General features: G+C 37.2%; 18 protein-coding genes. 7 read left to right on the forward strand and 11 right to left on the reverse strand.

Going from position 1 to position 19,376, the window contains the following annotated elements:
* The first annotated feature begins 40 nt into the window (after positions 1-40).
* A complete protein-coding gene (locus tag ACJJVX_RS03845; protein WP_405630256.1) occupies positions 41-3,112 on the forward strand; it encodes an FAD-binding and (Fe-S)-binding domain-containing protein in 3,072 nt (1,023 codons plus the stop codon).
* Between the two features lie 91 nt (positions 3,113-3,203).
* Here the strand turns inward: ACJJVX_RS03845 and ACJJVX_RS03850 are convergent, their stop codons facing one another.
* Both ACJJVX_RS03850 and ACJJVX_RS03855 read right to left on the reverse strand, forming a co-directional pair.
* Complete coding sequence (locus ACJJVX_RS03850; protein ID WP_405630259.1) at positions 3,204-4,394, reverse strand: cation:proton antiporter; 1,191 nt, start codon at positions 4,392-4,394, stop codon at positions 3,204-3,206.
* On the reverse strand, positions 4,395-5,606 hold the full coding sequence (locus tag ACJJVX_RS03855; protein ID WP_054203688.1) for a tyrosine-type recombinase/integrase: 1,212 nt from the start codon (positions 5,604-5,606) through the stop codon (positions 4,395-4,397).
* A 116-nt stretch (positions 5,607-5,722) separates the two neighbouring features.
* Here ACJJVX_RS03855 and ACJJVX_RS03860 point away from each other — a divergent pair, with 116 nt between their 5' ends.
* Together ACJJVX_RS03860 and ACJJVX_RS03865 are read left to right on the forward strand one after the other, a co-directional pair.
* Positions 5,723-6,286 carry a YSC84-related protein gene (locus ACJJVX_RS03860; RefSeq protein ID WP_054203689.1) on the forward strand — a complete coding sequence of 188 codons (564 nt, stop codon included), beginning with the start codon at positions 5,723-5,725 and terminating at the stop codon, positions 6,284-6,286.
* Between the two features lie 545 nt (positions 6,287-6,831).
* Positions 6,832-7,572, forward strand: a complete 741-nt coding sequence (locus ACJJVX_RS03865) for a hypothetical protein (RefSeq protein ID WP_405630263.1) — start codon at positions 6,832-6,834, stop codon at positions 7,570-7,572.
* Between the two features lie 168 nt (positions 7,573-7,740).
* On the opposite strand, the gene ACJJVX_RS03870 is transcribed toward ACJJVX_RS03865, so the two are convergent.
* Both ACJJVX_RS03870 and ACJJVX_RS03875 read right to left on the reverse strand, forming a co-directional pair.
* Positions 7,741-8,784 carry a patatin-like phospholipase family protein gene (locus ACJJVX_RS03870; RefSeq protein ID WP_170172865.1) on the reverse strand — a complete coding sequence of 348 codons (1,044 nt, stop codon included), beginning with the start codon at positions 8,782-8,784 and terminating at the stop codon, positions 7,741-7,743.
* 73 nt (positions 8,785-8,857) lie between these two features.
* On the reverse strand, positions 8,858-10,264 hold the full coding sequence (locus tag ACJJVX_RS03875; protein ID WP_054203694.1) for a sodium:alanine symporter family protein: 1,407 nt from the start codon (positions 10,262-10,264) through the stop codon (positions 8,858-8,860).
* A gap of 426 nt (positions 10,265-10,690) precedes the next feature.
* On the opposite strand from ACJJVX_RS03875, the gene ACJJVX_RS03880 reads away from it, so the two are divergent.
* On the forward strand, positions 10,691-11,104 hold the full coding sequence (locus ACJJVX_RS03880; protein ID WP_405630265.1) for a LexA family protein: 414 nt from the start codon (positions 10,691-10,693) through the stop codon (positions 11,102-11,104).
* Complete coding sequence (locus ACJJVX_RS03885) at positions 11,092-12,354, forward strand: Y-family DNA polymerase (RefSeq protein ID WP_054203696.1); 1,263 nt, start codon at positions 11,092-11,094, stop codon at positions 12,352-12,354. Before ACJJVX_RS03880 ends, ACJJVX_RS03885 begins: the two co-directional genes overlap by 13 nt.
* A gap of 114 nt (positions 12,355-12,468) precedes the next feature.
* On the opposite strand, the gene ACJJVX_RS03890 is transcribed toward ACJJVX_RS03885, so the two are convergent.
* From ACJJVX_RS03890 to ACJJVX_RS03915, 6 genes are all read right to left on the reverse strand, one after another.
* On the reverse strand, positions 12,469-12,933 hold the full coding sequence (locus ACJJVX_RS03890; RefSeq protein WP_054203697.1) for a hypothetical protein: 465 nt from the start codon (positions 12,931-12,933) through the stop codon (positions 12,469-12,471).
* Positions 12,934-13,037: 104 nt separating this feature from the next.
* Entirely contained in the window at positions 13,038-13,556 is a 519-nt protein-coding gene (locus ACJJVX_RS03895) for a DUF4240 domain-containing protein (RefSeq protein ID WP_054203698.1), read from the reverse strand.
* Positions 13,553-13,747 (reverse strand): YwbE family protein, encoded by a 195-nt coding sequence (locus ACJJVX_RS03900; RefSeq protein ID WP_054203699.1) that lies wholly within the window; start codon positions 13,745-13,747, stop codon positions 13,553-13,555. Before ACJJVX_RS03900 ends, ACJJVX_RS03895 begins: the two co-directional genes overlap by 4 nt.
* A 57-nt stretch (positions 13,748-13,804) precedes the next feature.
* On the reverse strand, positions 13,805-14,251 hold the full coding sequence (locus ACJJVX_RS03905; RefSeq protein WP_405630269.1) for a hypothetical protein: 447 nt from the start codon (positions 14,249-14,251) through the stop codon (positions 13,805-13,807).
* A 7-nt stretch (positions 14,252-14,258) separates the two neighbouring features.
* Positions 14,259-14,546 carry a hypothetical protein gene (locus ACJJVX_RS03910; protein WP_054203701.1) on the reverse strand — a complete coding sequence of 96 codons (288 nt, stop codon included), beginning with the start codon at positions 14,544-14,546 and terminating at the stop codon, positions 14,259-14,261.
* Positions 14,539-14,760 carry a hypothetical protein gene (locus ACJJVX_RS03915; RefSeq protein WP_054203702.1) on the reverse strand — a complete coding sequence of 74 codons (222 nt, stop codon included), beginning with the start codon at positions 14,758-14,760 and terminating at the stop codon, positions 14,539-14,541. The genes ACJJVX_RS03910 and ACJJVX_RS03915 overlap by 8 nt, the downstream gene beginning before the upstream one ends.
* A 101-nt stretch (positions 14,761-14,861) precedes the next feature.
* On the opposite strand from ACJJVX_RS03915, the gene ACJJVX_RS03920 reads away from it, so the two are divergent.
* Both ACJJVX_RS03920 and ACJJVX_RS03925 read left to right on the forward strand, forming a co-directional pair.
* Complete coding sequence (locus tag ACJJVX_RS03920) at positions 14,862-15,671, forward strand: ion transporter (protein WP_170172978.1); 810 nt, start codon at positions 14,862-14,864, stop codon at positions 15,669-15,671.
* 160 nt (positions 15,672-15,831) lie between these two features.
* A complete protein-coding gene (locus ACJJVX_RS03925; protein WP_405630271.1) occupies positions 15,832-17,946 on the forward strand; it encodes a TonB-dependent receptor in 2,115 nt (704 codons plus the stop codon).
* A 68-nt stretch (positions 17,947-18,014) separates the two neighbouring features.
* Here ACJJVX_RS03925 and asd read toward each other — a convergent pair whose 3' ends face one another.
* Positions 18,015-19,160 (reverse strand): aspartate-semialdehyde dehydrogenase, encoded by a 1,146-nt coding sequence (asd, locus tag ACJJVX_RS03930; protein WP_342884334.1) that lies wholly within the window; start codon positions 19,158-19,160, stop codon positions 18,015-18,017.
* Positions 19,161-19,376: the final 216 nt, after the last annotated feature.

Here is a 19,376-nt window from a genome sequence, read left to right on the forward strand (position 1 = left end):
GCATGATATAATCGAACAAATGCCTTAATTTATCACCGTCATGATAGCAACTATTAGCCAACAAGATGCCGCGACCAATTTAGTCGCAAGTTACCTAAAAACTATAACAAAACAAGGGTTTACTGGCGACACTGATGCAAGCTATGCCACCCGTATAACTGCATCAACCGATAACAGTATTTACCAACAGTTACCGCAAGGTGTTATTTTTCCTAAAACTGAAAAAGACATCCAAATTGCTTTGCAAACGGCTGCTCAAGACCCATATCTATCACTCACTTTTGGTCCTCGTGGCGGTGGAACAGGTACTAATGGTCAATCGTTAACTCCTGGCATCGTGGTTGATTTATCGCGTTATATGCGTGAAATCCTCGAAATTAACCCAGAAGAAGGCTGGGTTAGAGTGCAAACAGGTGTAATAAAAGATCAACTTAATGACTTTCTACGCCCTTATGGATTTTTCTTCGCACCCGATTTATCAACCAGTAACCGAGCAACAATTGGCGGAATGGTTAATACTGATGCTTCAGGGCAAGGTTCACTCGTTTATGGTAAAACCAGCGATCATGTTTTAGGACTTACAACCTATTTAGTTGACGGCACACAAATGTCTACCAATCCAATAGACATTAATAAAGCTAAATTAATTGCAGAGCAAGACACCACAATAGGTAAATTATACGCAACGGTAATCGATATTTGCTTGTCTGAGCGTGACGCTATTTTAGCCAAATTCCCTCGCTTAAATCGATTTTTAACCGGGTATGACTTAGAGCATGTGCTAAGTGATGACTTACAAACATTTGATATGAGCCGATTAATAACAGGCTCAGAAGGTTCACTTGGTATTGTTACAGAAGCTAAATTAAACATTACCCCAATTGCTGAATTTAAAACCTTAATAAATATTAAATACGATAGTTTTGATTCTGCACTTCGCCACTCACCATTTTTAGTAGATGCACGTGCAACGTCTGTTGAAACAGTCGACAGTAAAGTATTGAACCTTGCACGCCAAGATATAATCTGGCATTCAGTATCGGACTTAATAACCGATGTTGAAAATAAAGATATGCAAGGACTCAACATGGTTGAGTTTAATGCAGTATCAGCCGATGACATAAAAGACAAAGTTGAATCATTATGTGCTTTACTTGATGACTGTGCAGCGCAGCAAAAAAATGGTGTCATCGGGTATCAACTAACGAGTAATAAGGCTGATATTTTAAAAATTTACGCCATGCGTAAAAAATCAGTTGGTTTACTCGGTAATGTTAAAGGCTCACAAAAACCACTCGCATTTGCCGAAGATACCGCAGTTCCTCCAGAAAACCTCGCCGATTTTATCGTTGAATTTAGAGCGTTACTTGATAGTCATAATTTACAATACGGAATGTTTGGTCATGTTGATGCTGGGGTTTTACATGTACGACCCGCACTTGATATGTGCGACCCAGAACAAGAAAAATTACTTCGCGTGATCTCCGATCAGGTTGTAAAACTCACAGCCAAGTATGGCGGTTTAATGTGGGGAGAGCATGGTAAAGGTTATAGAAGTGAATACGGCCCTGAATTTTTTGGCGAGCATTTATTTACACAATTACGCCGTATAAAATCAGCTTTCGATCCAAACAATCGTATAAACCCAGGTAAAATATGCACCCCGATTGATAGTAAGGACTCACTTGTAAGCGTTGATGATCAGAAGCGTGCATGGTTCGATAGACAAATTTCGGTTGATGTTAAAACCAGCTTTAACAACGCAATGACCTGTAACGGTAATGGTATTTGCTTTAATTATGATGAAAACTCCCCAATGTGCCCATCATATAAAGTAACGGGTGATCGTCGTAATTCACCGAAAGGCCGCGCAAGTTTAATGCGCGAATGGCTGCGTTTACAAGAAGCAAAAGATATAAATTTAATTGAAGTTGAAAAAGAGCTCAATAAAGGTGAAGTCATCACCTGGTGGGAACGTTACCAACATAGTCGAGATAAAAGCAAAGGCGAGTACGATTTTGCTCATGAAGTTAAAGCCTCAATGGATGAATGTTTAGCGTGTAAAGCATGTACTACCGCCTGCCCAATTAAAGTAGATGTGCCCACTTTTAGATCACGCTTTTTAAATTATTATCACAGTTATTATGCTCGCCCTTTAAAAGATTATTTAGTTGGTAATATTGAAGCAAGCGCACCATTAATGGCAAAATTTTCAAACGTGATAAACCCAATAGTAAAAACTAAATTTGTTAGCTCGCTAATAAAAAAATCTGTTGGCTATGTTGATACACCCATATTAAGTTCACCACGTTTAGAAAAACGAATAAACAAAACACACAAATTTAATTTTGCACATTTATCAGCACTCAATCCAGAACAACAAAATGAGTATGTGCTCATTGTTCAAGATCCATTTACCAGTTTCTATGAAGCTGAACTAGTCGAAAGTTTTATAAAAATAATTTCAGCATTAGGGAAAAAACCAATCCTGTTACCATTTAAACCCAATGGTAAACCGCAGCATGTTAAAGGTTTTTTACATGAATTTAAAATCACAGCAAAAAATGCAGCCGCATTTTTAAATTCATTATCAGAAATAAACGCACCATTAGTTGGCTTAGATGCATCACTAGTTATGTGTTATCGCGATGAGTATAATTCGATTCTCGGTGATGAGCGCGGGGATTTTGAAGTGCAACTTGCTCATGAATGGTTAGCGACACAATCATTTAAACCATTAGCTGATAAAATAAAAAACACTCAAGATAAAAATTTTACATTATTAAGTCATTGTACTGAAACAACTGCGTTACCAAAAGCAGCGAATGTATGGCAAACAATTTTTTCTGATTTAGGTTTAACTCTTAATACAACAGCCACCGGTTGTTGTGGTATGGCTGGTACTTATGGTCACGAAGCACAAAACCAAAATAACTCTCGCGCACTTTATGAAATGAGTTGGCAAGGTGTAGTAAATAAAAATAAACCTGAGCAACTATTAGCAACTGGCTTTTCTTGTCGCAGTCAAGTAAAACGCTATGAGAAATTTAAACCCAAGCATCCAATAGAACTTATCGCAGAAAAATTTATTAGCACCCGTAGTATTAAATAAATAGTGATTTTATTTAATACTTGAATTCAAGAATGAATAAAAAATGCCACATTATTTTAAAGTAATGCGGCATTTTATTTTTATATATAAATTATTTTAAATAACTATCAGCAATTGGCTTTGTACTCATGCCATGAATAAAAACGCTAAACAAAATAGTCGTCATAGTAATAGTGGCTATAATAAATTTATTTTCTATATCGCTATCGATCACCATCAAAGTAAATACTATAGATGCTAACCCTCTAGGCCCAAACCAGGCAAAAGTAAAACGCTCTTTTACTTTCAAGTGCGTAAATTGTAATGACAACATAACAGGAATAATTCTGATCAGTGTTGTACTTAGCAAGGCGAATCCTACAATAGCCCATGATAATTCTGGTAAAACTAAATAACTACACACAAAACCAAATAAGCACCAGATCAGCAAACCACTAAAATCTGCAATGTGTTCACTGTCTTCAACCAGTTTGAGACGTAATGACGACTCTGTAAATCTATCAAAAATTAATCCTGCAACAAACACTGCAATAAAACCACTGCTATGTAAACTTTGCGCAAGAGAAAATACAGCCACAGCAATCCCAACAACTAAAAATGGGCTCGTATTATTTGAAAAATAATGGCGTTGCATCGAAAATTTAATTAATGGAATCACTATAGCCATTGCCGTAACAGCAACAAAAATTGCGACTCCAAGCTCACGAGCAAAAACCAGTGCAGTATCATAAAGCGAAAATGCAGAGGCGGGCTCTTTGGCTAACAACATAAGTATTAAAAATACTGGCACACATAAACCATCGTTTAATCCACTTTCAGTATTAATACCTTCACGAATTTTTTCAGGTACTGCACTGCTATTTAATAAGCCTTTACTAAGCGCGGCGTCTGTTGGCGTTAAAATAACAGCGACTAATGCTGCTTGAATAAGTGTTAATTGAGTAAACATTAAACTTGCAATAACAATTCCGATTATTAAAGTAAGTGGCAATGCAACAAAAAGTAACAGGCTAGGGTATTGAAAACTATGTTTTAAAACCGACAGTTTTGTTTTCGCCGCATCAGTAAATAAAAAGATACTCAAAGTCAGCTCAATCAAAGGTAACAAACGCTCAAGGTCACTTAATAAGAATACAGTTTTACCAGGGATTAAAATTGCAAGCATAGCTCCAATAATGACAAAAAACATTGGCCCAGTAATTTCTGCACGTTCGAGCTGGCGGATAGATAATGAGTAAATTAAAAATGCTAAACCTACAGCTGTTAATACACCATATTCCATTTAGATTTTCCTTTTAAGTCCTGATTTTGCGCGCTCTTTTATATTTGTTTGAATATAAATTTGGTCGGTCGTCGCAATTTTTGCATGGCCTAAATCTTCAGATAAATGTTTTAAAGGTCGTGTTTGTGCATCATGTGTTGCACCGGTATGCCTGAGCCAATGTGCAGTTGCGGATTCAAGTTGCTCTGCATCATCAGTAAAACCATCATCAAGCAGTGATTTTTTTGCTAAATCAAAACTTTGCTGAACTAAACGACGAATTTGACGAACCGTCATACCACCTTGACCACGAATTTTATGCACTAAAGGATCTGCTTCATCAACACGGGGCAGGGCCGTTAACCCGCGATATAATCTATAACGTTTTAAGTAAGTTACAAAATCTTCACTCAGGGTTACATCGCGTAATTTATTACCTTTACCCATAATCCTTAAAAACCAAAAGCCATCATTGTCTTGCCAAAAATGTGACATTACCGGTGACCATTGTGGTCGTTCCGATAACTCTGATATTCGTAAATAAAGGCCTTTTAAACAAGCTAAAGTAAATAAATTACGTTCTAGCTCGGGGTTTTGTTCGCATTTATCACGAGTTACACCAAATACATATTCCCACTGAATATCGCTTAACGTATCAGGAATTTTAATTTGTGATTGCACAACCAAGTATGGACTATTCTTTTTAACAACAGGAACAAAATTCGCAAACGTTTTTTCTTCTAAAATCGAAAATTTATAAAATACATTAAGCGCGGTAAACATTGCAGATAAAGTTTGTTGACTGGCTATCGACTCTTTAAGAATAAAAGGGCGCCAGTTTTCATTTAAACGCCTAAGTCCTTGTTCATTTTTATAACGTGATTGCACAGATGTTGATGCCCAGTTTTTATCTGGCTCAACCATAAAATCAACGTATGCTTCAATATCTTCGCGTTTTAATTCAAATACTGATTTTTCAGCAACTAACCACGCCCATAAATAAAAGCGTTCTAGTTCATTACGAAAACGATTAAAAGTCGCTTCTGATTTTCGACCATAAACATATAAAAACTGATACAGAAATACTAACTCATGCTTTGATTCAGCGACAGTCAAGCCAACTTGCTGTATAAAGGAGGCAAGTTCTGGGTATTCAGATCGCAATGTATCATCTTCAAGATGAGCAATTTGATATCGTAATTGTTTTAATGTATCGACCAATGCAACAAGCATATTATAGTTATTTCTAATAAAATAAAGTACTTACAGTTTAACTTTAAAGTCCGATACTGTCTAGTATTGGACTTTATAATACTATAATTTTGTTGTTCGTCGTTTAAGGTAAGCATATGAAAAAGTTTATGGTTTTAAGTTTAATCGTCTTCACGTTTGCATTGTCTGGTTGTGCTACAACGGGCAGTGCTTCTCCTGCTGAAAAACGTGATCTTGTGCAGAATATGAGAGCTGATACGCTAACCAAATTATACAAAGAAAAGCCAGATGTTAAAGAGCAAATTAAAAATGCGGCTGGTTATGCTGTTTTCGATAATGCCAATGTTAACGTTGTATTAGCCAGTTTTGGTGGTGGTTATGGGGTTGTTAAAAATAACCTAACGGGTAAATCTACTTATATGAATATGGGTGAAGCTGGTTTAGGCCTAGGTTTAGGTGTAAAAGATTTTAATGTTGTGATGGTTTTTCATAATCAAGCTGCATTAAATCGTTTTGTTGAACATGGTTGGGCCTTCGGTGGTAATGCCGATGCAGCCGCTAAATACCAAGATAAAGGCGGTGCTATTGTTGCCGAAGCAATTGTCGATCAAGTAACTGTTTATTCATTGACCGAAAGCGGCCTTGCATTACAAGCTGTATTAAAAGGGACTAAATTTTGGGTAGATTCTGAGCTAAATTAAGTATTCAAACCCCTCTAAAAGTGGGCTAGTTTGTGTAATTACGCCCGCTTTAATTCATTTAACTCTATTTAACATAAGATAGATTATAGGATATAAGCCGTAAGCCGTAAGCCGTAAGCCGTAAGCCGTAAGCCGTAAGCCGTAAGCCGTAAGCCGTAAGCCGTAAGCCGTAAGCCGTAAGCCGTAAGCCGTAAGAAAAAATAACTCACATCCTTAAAGTGTCAATTAATTTAAATTCAAATTTTCTTATTGCTAGGCTAATATCAAATGCGTCAGCTAAACCAAACTCCAATAATTTATCTCCTCCGACTCCCCCATCTGGAAATTGTATAGTTTCCTATCATGACTCTATAATTACTACTCCTTGGGGTAAAGTTAAACCGTCTGGTGAAAAATTAGTCCATCGATATAAATCGCTAAGAAAGAAACCCTGAATCTATAAATACTTAAAGAGAAAAATAAAACACAAGATGTATATTTACCTGACCTACAAAGCCAACTTTTAGATATAATTGAAGAAATATCACAAAGAACAGGAAGTTAGAATGAAACCAATTCTATATCCAAAAAATATGCTACTAAATATTGTTTTTGTAATTTCATTAATTTGTGTTCTAGTCATAACGTTTTTTGGTCATTACATACCATCATTATTTTCTTGGGGTCAAAAATTTGAGGATTTATTTTCGAAATTTTCTTTTACAATAGTTACAAGCTATATTTTTTATTACATTGTAATTTATCTTAAGGAATATAAGGATAAAAAAAACTTATTGCCACTTGTGCTTGTGTACAACCAAGAAATACTCGAAAGTTATAAACGCTTTAATAAATCTTTATTTGAAATATGCTTTCAACATGAACATAATGAACACTTTTTTTCCGAGGAAGGATATCTTAAAGATGAGAATTCAGTAATCGACGTTAAGAGTTTAACTCAAGATAATTTTACATACGCTTTATCGCTTATAGATATAGAAAAAAGAAAGAAAATGAGAAACCCGCCTCACTTACTTAATATTACGTTTACAGAATATATGACTTTAGAACTAAATAAGATGGAAAAATATATTGATAATTTATTATTGGTTTCAGCTCACTTAGATAGTGAACACGTGAAGCTTTTATATAAAATAAAAATGTCTGAATTGATGAAACAAATAAGCAATGATGAGTTTAAATATTTTATATTTGATGATGATTTAACGCCTCTTACGCTATATGTGTATCAGTTCCATCAGTCTTTAAGTGCTCTTAATATTTATCACACCACGACAAAGCCTTAAATTTTATGTTTATAATATAAAAGATAACCAATGCCAAACTGTCATTATAGTTAGTTAGGCTAACCCATTAATAAAAAAGGGCTTTTCGCCCTTTTCTTTAATATTACGTACCATAACTAATGGGCTGTATAGACAGTATGATCAATAAACATAAAAACACTCACATTCTTAAATTGTCTTTACTTCAAACTTACCTATTGTTAGATTTTTATCAAATGCGTCGGCTAGTTTTTCGGTTTCGCTAAATACGGTATTCCAATATTTTATTCGGGTGTCGGTATCGAGTTTTGTAAAGTCTGTTCTGTCTGGGATTTTTCCGTAAGGTAAGCTGGCGATGAATTTTTTAGACGGGGTGATCATTACCACGTTATCGTAATTTTCTGTAGCGACTTTGCGTTTTAAATTTTTATCGAACCACCCTGCCTTGGGATCTGAATTAAAATGTGGGTATAAAATTAACCCTGGGTTGTTAATTTTTAAATCAAAATGATAGTCAACAATGCCGCCGTCGCGGTACATACCAGGTGGTGAGCCGGCAATATTTTTTATACCTTGCATAACTAATGGGATTGAACCAGATGCTAACAAAGCATCTTTTAAATTTTCGCTCGTTAAATCTAATTGTGTAGTTTTAATTTTATAACTGTCTTCAATTGAAAAATCACTATTAGGTGCTTGATAAATAAAACGCTCGTATTGATTTTTTAAAAATCGGCGATCAACTCGATTATACAAATAGCTTTTTGTTAAGCCTAATAACTGTAATGCTTTATGATCGCTGCCTACAAAGCCATTTGATTTAGCGACAATAAAGTGTGCTTTAAAAATAGGATTATTAATGATTTCGGCAACACCTGTTTGGGCAAAAACATCGTCTAATAACTGTTTTGCTTTTTCGGTTATTTCTGCTGGTGTTGGTTTAGCGGTTGAGTAACGTGTTTGGGAATACGATTTAGCTAAACGCTCAATCGCTGCAACAGGATCCTTTTGTGCAAAACACGCGGCACGAAATGCGCCGGCTGATGAGCCAACTAAGTTTAATTGCGTCGTTCTATTTTTAAAAAACTCACCAAAAATATACTTATCTAAACCAAATAAAGTAAACCATTTAGGCCCACCGGATGCACCTAAAAAGGTATTAAAAAGCGGTGCTTTAAAGCCTTGTTCGGCAATTATTTTTGCAGCAGTTTTACCTGCATATATCTCTATCATGGTAATACTTAATTATTTTAGCGCGATCACACTGAATATTTATTCAATTAAATATTCAGTGTAAGCGAGCTATTTAATGCCAAATACCCTTTTCGGTCTTACCTTGAATAATGACATTTTTTGCATTAAATTTAGGTTCAATACCTTGGGCTCTTTGCTTATTATAATCATCTGTTACATTTAAAATAGTCGGGGTGAGTAATATAATGGCAATAACGTTAACCACGGTCATCAAACCCAGCGCAATATCGGCTAAATCCCACACCTCTTTTAATGTTGCAGACGCGCCCCACATCATCATTGATAAATATAATAGTGTATAAATGCCGCGCCCTATTTTGTTATCAAGCTTAAATAAGTGCAGGTTGCTTTCTGCATAGGCGTAGTTGGCCACTACAGAAGTAAACGCAAATAAAGTAATGGCTGCAGCCACAAAATATACGCCACCCTGTGCTAAATGTGCGGTCATAGCTGCTTGCGTTAAACGAATACCTTCCATCTCGCCGCTAATATCCACATTAGCAAGTAAGATGATCACCGCGGTGCAGCTACACAGTACAATAGTATCGAAGAATACACCCAGCATTTGAATATATCCTTGAGTTACAGGGTGGTTAGGTGTTGGTGAGGCGCTAGCTGATGCATGCGGCACACTGCCCGCGCCTGCTTCGTTTGAATATAAACCCCGTTGTATACCATTTTTTATTGCAGCTCCCATTGCCCCCGCACCGGCTTCTTGCAGGCCAAACGCAGATAGGAATATATCCTTTAACATAGCAGGTACTTGGCTAAAGTTGAGTAGTGTAATAATGACCGCAGCCAGCACAAATATAATCCCCATCACGGGCACTACTCGTTCAGCAAAGCGTGCAATGGCTTTGAAACCACCTAATATAATAGAGCCTGCGAGGATGGTTATAACAATACCAGAGTAGAATGTTGGAATTTCAAATGCGAAATTAAGTGCATCGGTTATGGTATTGGTTTGCATAGCGCTAAAGGTAAAGCCGTAACCTAAAAATAAGCACAATGCGAATGCAATAGCGAGACTGCGGCTATTTAAACCTTGTTTAATATAATAAGCAGGGCCGCCTCTAAATTCACCTTGGCTATCGCGTACTTTATATACTTGACCAAGCACGCTTTCAGCAAAGCCTGTGGCCATGCCTAATATAGCAATGACCCACATCCAAAATATTGCGCCACTGCCACCCAGTGATATAGCAACCGCTACACCGGCTAAATTCCCCGTGCCAACACGGGCACTTAAGCCTGTGCAAAGCGCTTGAAAAGAGCTTATATCGTCTTTATTACATTTACTGCTGCCTTTAAGCAGGCTAAACATATGTTTAAATTTTAGAATTTGCACAGCTTTTAGTCGCACTGAAAACCAAATACCGGTAAACAGCAGGATATAAATAAGGACTTGCCCTTCACCCCATAAAAGATTATTAATGCTGCCTACAACTGTGTTAAACATGTTTATCCCTTCTTGAATTCAAGTATTAAACCTAGCACCTTTATGAATAATAAATCACTAAATACGTATTTTTATTTAACATGCACTTTATCGTGATTTGTTAAATAATCAAGAAGCTATTAACGTTAAAGGGAATTTTTTATTTTTACTGGAAGAAATTACTTACAATAAACAAAGTAGCCATCACTTAGCGTTTGAACTCAGCAGCATTTAAGTAAGTACTTATGTCTGGCTGAATATTTCACTATAAATAATGGTTTCTCTATATTGATGAAAAGACACAGCTAGACTTTAGAAAGAAAAAATAATAAACATAAAAATCATGTATTTAAGTTTTAGTAATTAATTTACTGTCACCCCCTGCTTGGCTTTTTAGCTAACTTTACATTACACTGTATAAACATACAGTATAATGTGTTTTTATCTATGCATGTCATTCCTATATATATCGAAGCGGGCGTATGCGGGTTTGAATCGCCAGCCGCCCAATATAAAGAACTTGGTTTATCTTTGGATCAATTATTAATTAAACATCCCGATGCGACATTTATCGGTGTGGCTTCTGGGGAGTCAATGCAAGGCGTTGGCATTTTTGATGGTGACTTATTGCTTGTGGATCGCGCTGAAGAAGCCAAAAATGGGGACGTTATTGTGGCTAATTTAAATGGCTTATTTGTATGTAAGCTATTAGACAAAACTAATGCCCGCTTACTCTCAGCCTCAGCTTTATATTCACCTGTGCAACTAAGTGATGCCGATGAATTTCAATTAGAAGGTGTTGTCACTCGCTCTATTCGATTACATCGTCCAAGTCCTAAGCTACACCAATGTACGCCTTAGTGGATGCTGTAGCATTTTATGCCAGTGCAGAAAAAGTATTTGATCCCGCAATTCGTTCAAAACCGGTGGTAGTACTTACTAATAATGATGGCTGCGTGTGCGCTATTTGCCCTATAGCACGGCGTTTAAATATTCCTAAATTCCAACCTTATTTTAAAGTTAAGCATTTATTGGCTAAGCATAAAGTAATCGTTCGTTCATCTAACTATGAGTTATACGCAGATTTAAGCGATAGAATGATGAATGTGATCAGTCGTTTTTGTGATAAACAATATATATATTCAATTGATGAGTCATTTTTACATTTTACCGGTTTTACTCCTTTAATTAATGATTGGCATCAGTACGGACACTTGATCCGCCGTACAGTATGGCGTGAAACTAAATTACCTGTGGGAGTCGGCTTTGGCTCAACGCCCACTTTGGCCAAAGCAGCAAATCATGCAGCTAAAAAGCTTAAGGGTTTTAACGGGGTTGCTGTCATTGATAGCGAACAAGCGCGACTGCGTATTTTAGCTGCGATGGATGTCGCTGATATATGGGGAGTGGGCAAACGTTTAGCCAAAAAGTTAAAGCAACTTCATATTAACAGTGCACTTGATTTGGCAAAACAAGATCCACTGCAAATGAAACGCTTATTTAATGTAGTACTGGCTCGTACTGTGGATGAACTAAACGGCCGAACCTGTTTAGAGTGGGATGAAGTACGCCAAGATAAACGTGAGATTTTTTCGACTCGTAGCTTTGGTGAACGTTTAACAGATCCAACGGTATTAAAAACAGCCTTGATAAACCATTGTACTATTGTTGCTCGAAAATTGCGTCTGCAACGCTCTTTAACTAAACGCTTATTATTATTTGTGGCAAGCTCCCCACATGAACTAAACGCTTATAAAAAATCATTAGTGTATGAGCTGCCCACATCTAGCGCTGATAGCTGTGTATTTGCCAATGCAATTAGCGAGGTTTTTGCACAATTATACCAACAAAATGTTCGCTTTTATAAGTGTGGCGTGGGAGCATTAGAGCTTAGTTCACAGCAATTTCAGCAATCAGATCTTTTTACGCCGAATAAAAATAACATTAAACTAATGAAATGTTTGGATTCTGTAAATGCGCGTTATGGCAGCAATACGCTTGCTTTGGCAAGTCAGCAACAAAGCCAAGCGTGGCATATGAAACGTGAATTTTTATCTCCACAATACACTACTCGCTGGCTACATTTGCCAAAAATAAGCTGTAACTTATAAAAGGTTAGAACAAGGCAAAATTATGATATGTAGTTGTTCTATATAAGTAATTTTTAACGTAGTTAGTGAGTTACTTAATTTGCTAGAATGATCACGTTTTTAATAAAATTGGTATTATGGCTGGCGCTCAAACTCACAGCGTACATTGGTATTTTCAACACTGTATTGAATACGCGTAGGCGAGATGAAATGCAGCATTTGGCTCGTATCTAAATTATCAGCCTGATTTTCACAACGAGTATGGCGCAGCGATAGCGTAACTCTTTGCGTTGTGTATTTGTATTTAGTCGTCACTAAACAAAAGTTTGCCGTTTTATTCGTTTGCGTTCCATGATGCAAAGCGGTAAAAACAATCCCTTCACCTAGTTTAAACCCTAGGCTTGGCGCGCTTTTATCAAACCATGATAATTGCCCATCAGTGCACACACTCGCGCTGCCTGAAACTAACTTATACGTACCTACTTTAGTGTTTAACAAACTAATAAACTGACTTTTATTGCTTGGTAGTTCAGTTTTAGCACTGATTGTAGTGCTAAAAAAAACAAACACGAAACACAGTAATATTTTACGATAGCCCATTAAATACCTGACTTAGAGTGGTTTGTATTTACAGCATAGCATGCAATGTCTATTAAAATTAAACAAACCTATAATGAATCGTTGTTTACTTTTTATAGTTAAAATTATTGCCAATATTTAGCAAATAATTGCGGATACGCGAGTTTTAAAAACTTAGCTTTGTCTTTAAAGCGTTTACCTTTAGGCTGTTCTTGCCCTGATGGAGCAAAAGGTAATTCATCTTCATTGCGCTCTTCGTACAGTAATCCTGCAATAAGATCATACTCATCTAAATAGGGATAGGGTTGCTCATTTAAATGGTATACAGGCGTGCAATCGGCCAATGAATCTGCATTATCGAGGGCGGCGTTAAAAGCAGCTTCGCCACGAGATATTAACCAACAGCGAAACTCTGAAAAACCATACTCATCGTTACAGCCTGCCATTACAAACGCTGCGCCAAATAACTCCCACGTAAAACTTTGTCGCATACAGAGACTAAATTGCTTATCGAATTCAATTAACTGATCGTCGTCTAAATCTGTAAGTAAGTTTTTTAAACGCTCGCTCACTGACTCTGGCTCAGCGGTTTTATCTTCTACTGTGACTAACTGCCAAAATTCAGCGGGGGTAAGTACACTCATGACAATATCTCTTTCACTCGCCCTACTTGTCCATCCTCTAAACGAACTTTAATACCATGAGGATGGTTAGGTGATTTAGTGAGTAGGCGCTCAACAACACCTTGGGTCAATGTGCCGCTACGCTGATCTTCTTTTAAAACGATATTAACTTCGCTGCCAGGGGTAATTTGTGAACGAGTAGGAACAGTCATTATTGATCTCTATTACTATTTTGTAGAATTATAGCCTTATGTGATCGCAATACCAAATTAAACAAGAGTGATTTGAATAGTTTGCTGCTCATTAGCTGCTAAAATTGAGCACATATGTGTTTTGAGCTCGCACGCTTTACCCACTAATTGAAAATCAAAACCTTGACCATTGCCATCCAATATACAACTTAAGTAATTGTCAGCAATTGTTATTTTGCTAATACGGGGGATATCAAGCCGAGATAGTTTATTTACCATACTTTGTTTAATGATTAACTCATTGCCTTCACGTGTAATAGCCGCTGTAACCATATTTTTTTCTAAAAACTGCTGACTATAACGTCGTGAAAACGCCCAGAACGCTATGGCCACTACAAAGCCATTGCTTAGCACATGATTTGCACCTACGGGTTGTTGAAGCTGATAAAGCCCAAATATAAAAAATAAACCTGCTAATATGAGCAGCCCACGCTGCTTTTGTTTATTCGTTAAATTAGAAAACATCATAATCCTAAATATTGTCAGCGCTAAATATAAATTTTTTGACAGTTAAATCAATGCTTGCAAGTTTTTTACTTATTATATTTTTAACTAATTGAGTATCTTGATTTTTCGTTGCTTGCTCAAGCGCTAATTGATCTTTAAAGTAACAGCTTAATTTAAGTGATGTAGTTGGTTTACTTAAATCTATCTCATGAGTTAGCCAACTAAATTCACTTAGTTCATCTTTAATTTCTTCACAAGCTCGCGTTAAATTGACACGCAGTACTTTATCGAATTGCTTTTGTGTTTTAGTCATTTTTAGTCGCTTGCTGCTCTGCTCGTTGCTTTTTAAACTCATCGTAGCCATCTTCTTGGCGCTTTATACACTCATGGTACTCTTTATCAGCCATATAATTACATTCACCTAACCGTGCAGATTGAATTTCATGGTAACGTGAATTTGAGCTACATGCGGTTAAAAAAACCACTAGCATCGCACTTATAGCGAGCTTTAGCATATTGAAAAGCATTAAAAATTCCTTACATTTAAAACCGGAAAAGTAATTCATCCATGACTATTTTGCTGTATATTGCACTCGTTTTTATTTATAACCGTTAAGGGCTAATTATGATGTTGTCGCAGTTACACGAGCTGTTCCAGCGTATCGATAAAAGTAAAATATTTCAATCATTTGTTATTGTAGTTATTATAATTTCTGCATTAACAGTAGGCGCACATACTTACTCACTACATCCAACGGTTGAGTTTTTTTTACATTGGATGGATATTGGCATCACCGTCTTTTTCTTGATTGAGTTGATCATTCGTTATATCGCGAGTAAAGGCATCAAAGACTTTTTTTCCAAAGGGTGGAACATCTTTGATTTAATAGTAGTCGTAGGCAGTTTATACCCTGCTGCAGGCTCAAGTGTATTTATAGCACGGTTGCTACGTATTTTTCGCGTTCTACGCCTGGTATCAATGGTTCCTGAACTGCGTTTATTAGTTAATTCTCTGCTTAAAGCTATCCCACAAATGGGCTATATCGCCCTTCTAATGTTTGTTATTTTTTATATCTATGCAGCAACAGGAAGTATGTTATTTTCTGAAATAAACCCTGTTTTATGGGGGGATGTGTCTATTTCGATGCTTACTCTGTTCAGAGTGGCAACATTTGAAGATTGGACCGACGTCATGTATGAAACCATGGCCGTGTATAAGCTAAGCTGGATCTATTACCTTACATTTATATTTTTGACCGCTTTTGTGTTTTTGAACATGATGGTAGGCGCTATTTTAGAGGTAATGTCTGAGGAGCACCGCAATGCGCGTGAAGAGCAAACAAACATTAATGATATGCCAGCAACACAAGGGCAAATAAACGAATTAAAAACACAATTAAGTGAGTTAAAGACATTGCTTAGTGAAAGGAAAATGTAACTCTTCGTGTAATGACACTTCTTAAATGCAGTGTCATTACACTTTAAAACCATAAAATCATTTTAGAAGCGTGCACAACCCTAAACAGGAACTCAATTGCGAATCATTTCCAATTAGTTTATTATTGCGTTCCATTTTTATATTGCGCATTTTTAAGAATATGATCAAAACCAACCTTAGCATCCTAGCACTTATAATTTCAGCTCAAGTAACCGCCAACGATGAACCACAAGACTTAGAACGTATTTTAGTTACCGGTAGCCGTATCGCTGAAAGTATTGATGAAATTCCATCATCGGTAACAATTATTGGCCAAAAAGAACTTGCAGCACAACTTAAAGTAACCACTGATCTGCAAAGTATATTAGCAATGTATGTACCCGGCATTGCCTCAAGCAGTGGAACATCAAGTAACTTTGCACAAACATTACGTGGCCGTGCAGCACTTGTTATGATTGACGGTGTCCCGCAATCAACACCACTTAGAAATGGGTCTTTAGGAATGCGTTCATTAGATCCTCATGTCATTGAACGAATTGAAGTTATTCAAGGTGCGACCTCTATTTATGGTAATGGTGCTGCGGGAGGTATCATTAACTACATCACTAAAAAGCCCGCAACAAACAGTAAGTTTAGTTTAAACACAACCGCATCGACACAATTTAGTGCGGTAAAACTTGATGACTCTGCTGGTTTAAAAGTAACGACAACCGCATCAGGTGAAATTGATGACTTTAGCTATATTGTCAGCTTAGGTATTGAAAATAATGGCGTATTAAGAGACGCTGAAGGTGATGCACTCGGTACACAATATGGATTATCTGAAGCAAAGTCGCGTAATTTCTTCACTAAACTAAGTTATGACTTTGATGCCGATAAATCACTGCAAATGACCTACAACTATTTTGAATCGCAACAAGATTCTGCATGGGTTGATGTTATTGGTGATATCAATAAAGGTGAAAAAACCTACGCAATAAAAGACGCTGTAAGCACACCATTTAATGCAGCGCCACAAGGGCCACGTGGTAATCATAATTTACAGATAAAATACACTGATGCAGAGATTTTTAGTAATACCGCATTCAATTTAGATGTGTATAAACAATCCATCGAAAATGTATTTTTTTACTCAACGGTTTTAGCAAACCCTGATTTAAACCTAGCAGGTGGACAGTCGTTAATTAAGTCAGAAAAACAGGGATTACGCTCAGTATTTAATACGTTAGCTGATTGGGATAATGTTGAAGCGACCTTTATTTACGGCGTTGATATCCTCAATGATACTACTTCTCAACCAATGGTTGATGGTCGACTTTGGGTACCAGAAATGGACATGGTTAATGTTGCTGGTTTCTTACAAAGCAAGTGGGTTATTCAAGATGACTTTATTGTCAAAGCTGGACTTCGCTATGAAAATATGGATATTGAAGTAAATGATTACAATACATTAAAGCTATGTAGAAGCGCTGATCAATGCTCTGTTCCCAAAGCTGTAAAAGGCGGAACCATTGAATTTACCGCAACAACGTTTAATGTTGGTTTTCGTTATAATGCAAACCAAGCGTTTACACCTTACGTAAGCTATTCGCAAGGTGCTAACATTCCTGATTTAGGTGCTTTATTACGCTCAGCAACAGTACAAGACATTGCACTTATCCAAACTGAAGCGGCGATAATAGATAACTATGAAGTCGGTTTTGTCAGCGAGTTCGAACAATTTAGATTTGAGTTATCCGCTTATAAAAGTTTTTCAGATTTAGGGTCACGCAGCGTACAGGATCCAAAAACTGGGATTTATATAACACAACGCGCACCACAAAAAATTTGGGGCTATGAAGGGGTACTTAACTACACGTTCAATGACCAATGGGATTTAGCTGCAACGTATGGTTACGTTGAAGGCAAGCACAGCAATACAGGCAATTATTTAGGAGCACGTGAAGTATCTGCGCCTAAAGGCACACTTGCATTAAATTGGCAGCCAACTACGCAGGCAAAAATGTCAGTTCATTATATTCATGTTAGCGACCGAGATCGTTTTGAAAAAAATGATAAAGGCGTTTACACCGGCGATGAGGGGCCTGTAAATGGCTATGGCATTGTTAACTTAAGCGGCAGTTACGATTTTGATCAATGGTCGGTGTTTGCAGGTGTTGAAAACTTACTTAATAAAGATTACTTCCCTGCCCGTTCACAAGCTTTAACGTTTAGAGCGTTTAACGTCAAAGGGATCGGGACTACCGTAAACTTAGGTGTTAACTACCGTTTTTAAATAAACTAAATTGGCAATAAAAAAGGGCGGAAATATCCGCCCTTTTAATATTAATAGATATTTAATGTCTACGCGTTATTACCTTCAACTATAATACGTAGCATACGGCGAAGCGGCTCTGCAGCACCCCATAATAACTGGTCGCCCACTGTAAACGCGCTTATATATTCAGGGCCCATCGTTAGTTTGCGAATACGCCCAATTGGAATGCTAAGCGTGCCTGTCACTTTAACCGGTGTTAAATCAGTTGCTGTAATATCGCGTTCATTTGGGATCACTTTAACCCATTCATTATGTGATGCTAAAATCTGTTCAATTTTCTCTACACTGATATCTTCACGCAGCTTAATAGTCATCGCTTGAGAATGGCAACGCATCGCACCGATCCTCACACATAAACCATCAACGGGAACTGGTTGCTTAGATGAACCTAAAATTTTGTTCGCTTCAACCTGCGCTTTCCACTCTTCTTTGGATTGACCACTTGGCATAGGCACATCAATCCATGGAATTAAGCTGCCAGCAAGGGGGACTCCAAATTGCTCTTGCGGTAAATCGCTTGCAGCAATTTGCTCTGTCACTAGTTTATCTATTTCTAAAATAGCGGCTTGTGGATCAGCTAACTTATCAGCAACAGACGCATGAATAGAGCCCATTTGTGCTATTAGCTCTTTCATATTACGAGCACCCGCACCGGATGCTGCTTGATAAGTCATTGGGCTTACCCATTCAATCAAGTCTTGTTCAAACAAGCCGCCTAGCGCTAATAGCATCAACGATACGGTGCAGTTGCCACCAACAAAGGTTTTAACCCCCTGTTCTAACCCTTGCTCTATGACATCTTTGTTTACTGGATCAAGAACAATAATACTGTCATCGGCCATGCGAAGTGCGGACGCCGCGTCAATCCAATAACCATCCCAACCGGTAGCACGTAATTGAGGATATACCGCTTTGGTATAATCTCCCCCCTGGCAGGTAATAATAATATCCATTTGGGCAAGGGCATCTACATCCGTTGCATCAAGTAGTGGTTTTGCATTGCCAGCGAGATCAGGACCTAATTGGCCTGTTTGCGAGGTGGTAAAAAAAGTGGTGTCGATCAGTGCAAAATCATTTTCTTGTTGCATACGCTCTAATAAAACAGAGCCAACCATGCCGCGCCAACCAACCAAGCCTACTTTTTTCATTGTTTGTTCCAGTGTTTGAGTCATAAGAGATACCTAATTCATTAAAAATTAAAATTCATTGCGTGAGATTTAATTTTTAGAACCGATAATCTAGCACTGTGATCAAAGCAAAACCAGCGTTACTCATAGAACATAAAATTTTTTCATATTCAATGTCGTTGTTACACCATTGTGTAACTTAATCTAAACACGCCCTAGCTTCATACAAATGAAATACATAAAAATTATGATTATTGAGCA

This window comes from Pseudoalteromonas sp. Ld20, assembly GCF_045064175.1.
In the GTDB taxonomy this organism is placed as follows: domain Bacteria; phylum Pseudomonadota; class Gammaproteobacteria; order Enterobacterales; family Alteromonadaceae; genus Pseudoalteromonas; species Pseudoalteromonas neustonica.

Excerpts from the sequence above, each read along its gene's own strand:
- ACJJVX_RS03845 (WP_405630256.1), top strand. The coding sequence starts at position 41 with ATGATAGCAACTATTAGCCAACAAGATGCCGCGACCAATTTAGTCGCA.
- ACJJVX_RS03850 (WP_405630259.1), bottom strand. The coding sequence starts at position 4,394 with ATGGAATATGGTGTATTAACAGCTGTAGGTTTAGCATTTTTAATTTAC.
- ACJJVX_RS03855 (WP_054203688.1), bottom strand. The coding sequence starts at position 5,606 with ATGCTTGTTGCATTGGTCGATACATTAAAACAATTACGATATCAAATT.
- ACJJVX_RS03860 (WP_054203689.1), top strand. The coding sequence starts at position 5,723 with ATGAAAAAGTTTATGGTTTTAAGTTTAATCGTCTTCACGTTTGCATTG.
- ACJJVX_RS03865 (WP_405630263.1), top strand. The coding sequence starts at position 6,832 with ATGAAACCAATTCTATATCCAAAAAATATGCTACTAAATATTGTTTTT.
- ACJJVX_RS03870 (WP_170172865.1), bottom strand. The coding sequence starts at position 8,784 with ATGATAGAGATATATGCAGGTAAAACTGCTGCAAAAATAATTGCCGAA.
- ACJJVX_RS03875 (WP_054203694.1), bottom strand. The coding sequence starts at position 10,264 with ATGTTTAACACAGTTGTAGGCAGCATTAATAATCTTTTATGGGGTGAA.
- ACJJVX_RS03880 (WP_405630265.1), top strand. The coding sequence starts at position 10,691 with ATGCATGTCATTCCTATATATATCGAAGCGGGCGTATGCGGGTTTGAA.
- ACJJVX_RS03885 (WP_054203696.1), top strand. The coding sequence starts at position 11,092 with ATGTACGCCTTAGTGGATGCTGTAGCATTTTATGCCAGTGCAGAAAAA.
- ACJJVX_RS03890 (WP_054203697.1), bottom strand. The coding sequence starts at position 12,933 with ATGGGCTATCGTAAAATATTACTGTGTTTCGTGTTTGTTTTTTTTAGC.
- ACJJVX_RS03895 (WP_054203698.1), bottom strand. The coding sequence starts at position 13,556 with ATGAGTGTACTTACCCCCGCTGAATTTTGGCAGTTAGTCACAGTAGAA.
- ACJJVX_RS03900 (WP_054203699.1), bottom strand. The coding sequence starts at position 13,747 with ATGACTGTTCCTACTCGTTCACAAATTACCCCTGGCAGCGAAGTTAAT.
- ACJJVX_RS03905 (WP_405630269.1), bottom strand. The coding sequence starts at position 14,251 with ATGTTTTCTAATTTAACGAATAAACAAAAGCAGCGTGGGCTGCTCATA.
- ACJJVX_RS03910 (WP_054203701.1), bottom strand. The coding sequence starts at position 14,546 with ATGACTAAAACACAAAAGCAATTCGATAAAGTACTGCGTGTCAATTTA.
- ACJJVX_RS03915 (WP_054203702.1), bottom strand. The coding sequence starts at position 14,760 with ATGCTTTTCAATATGCTAAAGCTCGCTATAAGTGCGATGCTAGTGGTT.
- ACJJVX_RS03920 (WP_170172978.1), top strand. The coding sequence starts at position 14,862 with ATGTTGTCGCAGTTACACGAGCTGTTCCAGCGTATCGATAAAAGTAAA.
- ACJJVX_RS03925 (WP_405630271.1), top strand. The coding sequence starts at position 15,832 with ATGATCAAAACCAACCTTAGCATCCTAGCACTTATAATTTCAGCTCAA.
- asd (WP_342884334.1), bottom strand. The coding sequence starts at position 19,160 with ATGACTCAAACACTGGAACAAACAATGAAAAAAGTAGGCTTGGTTGGT.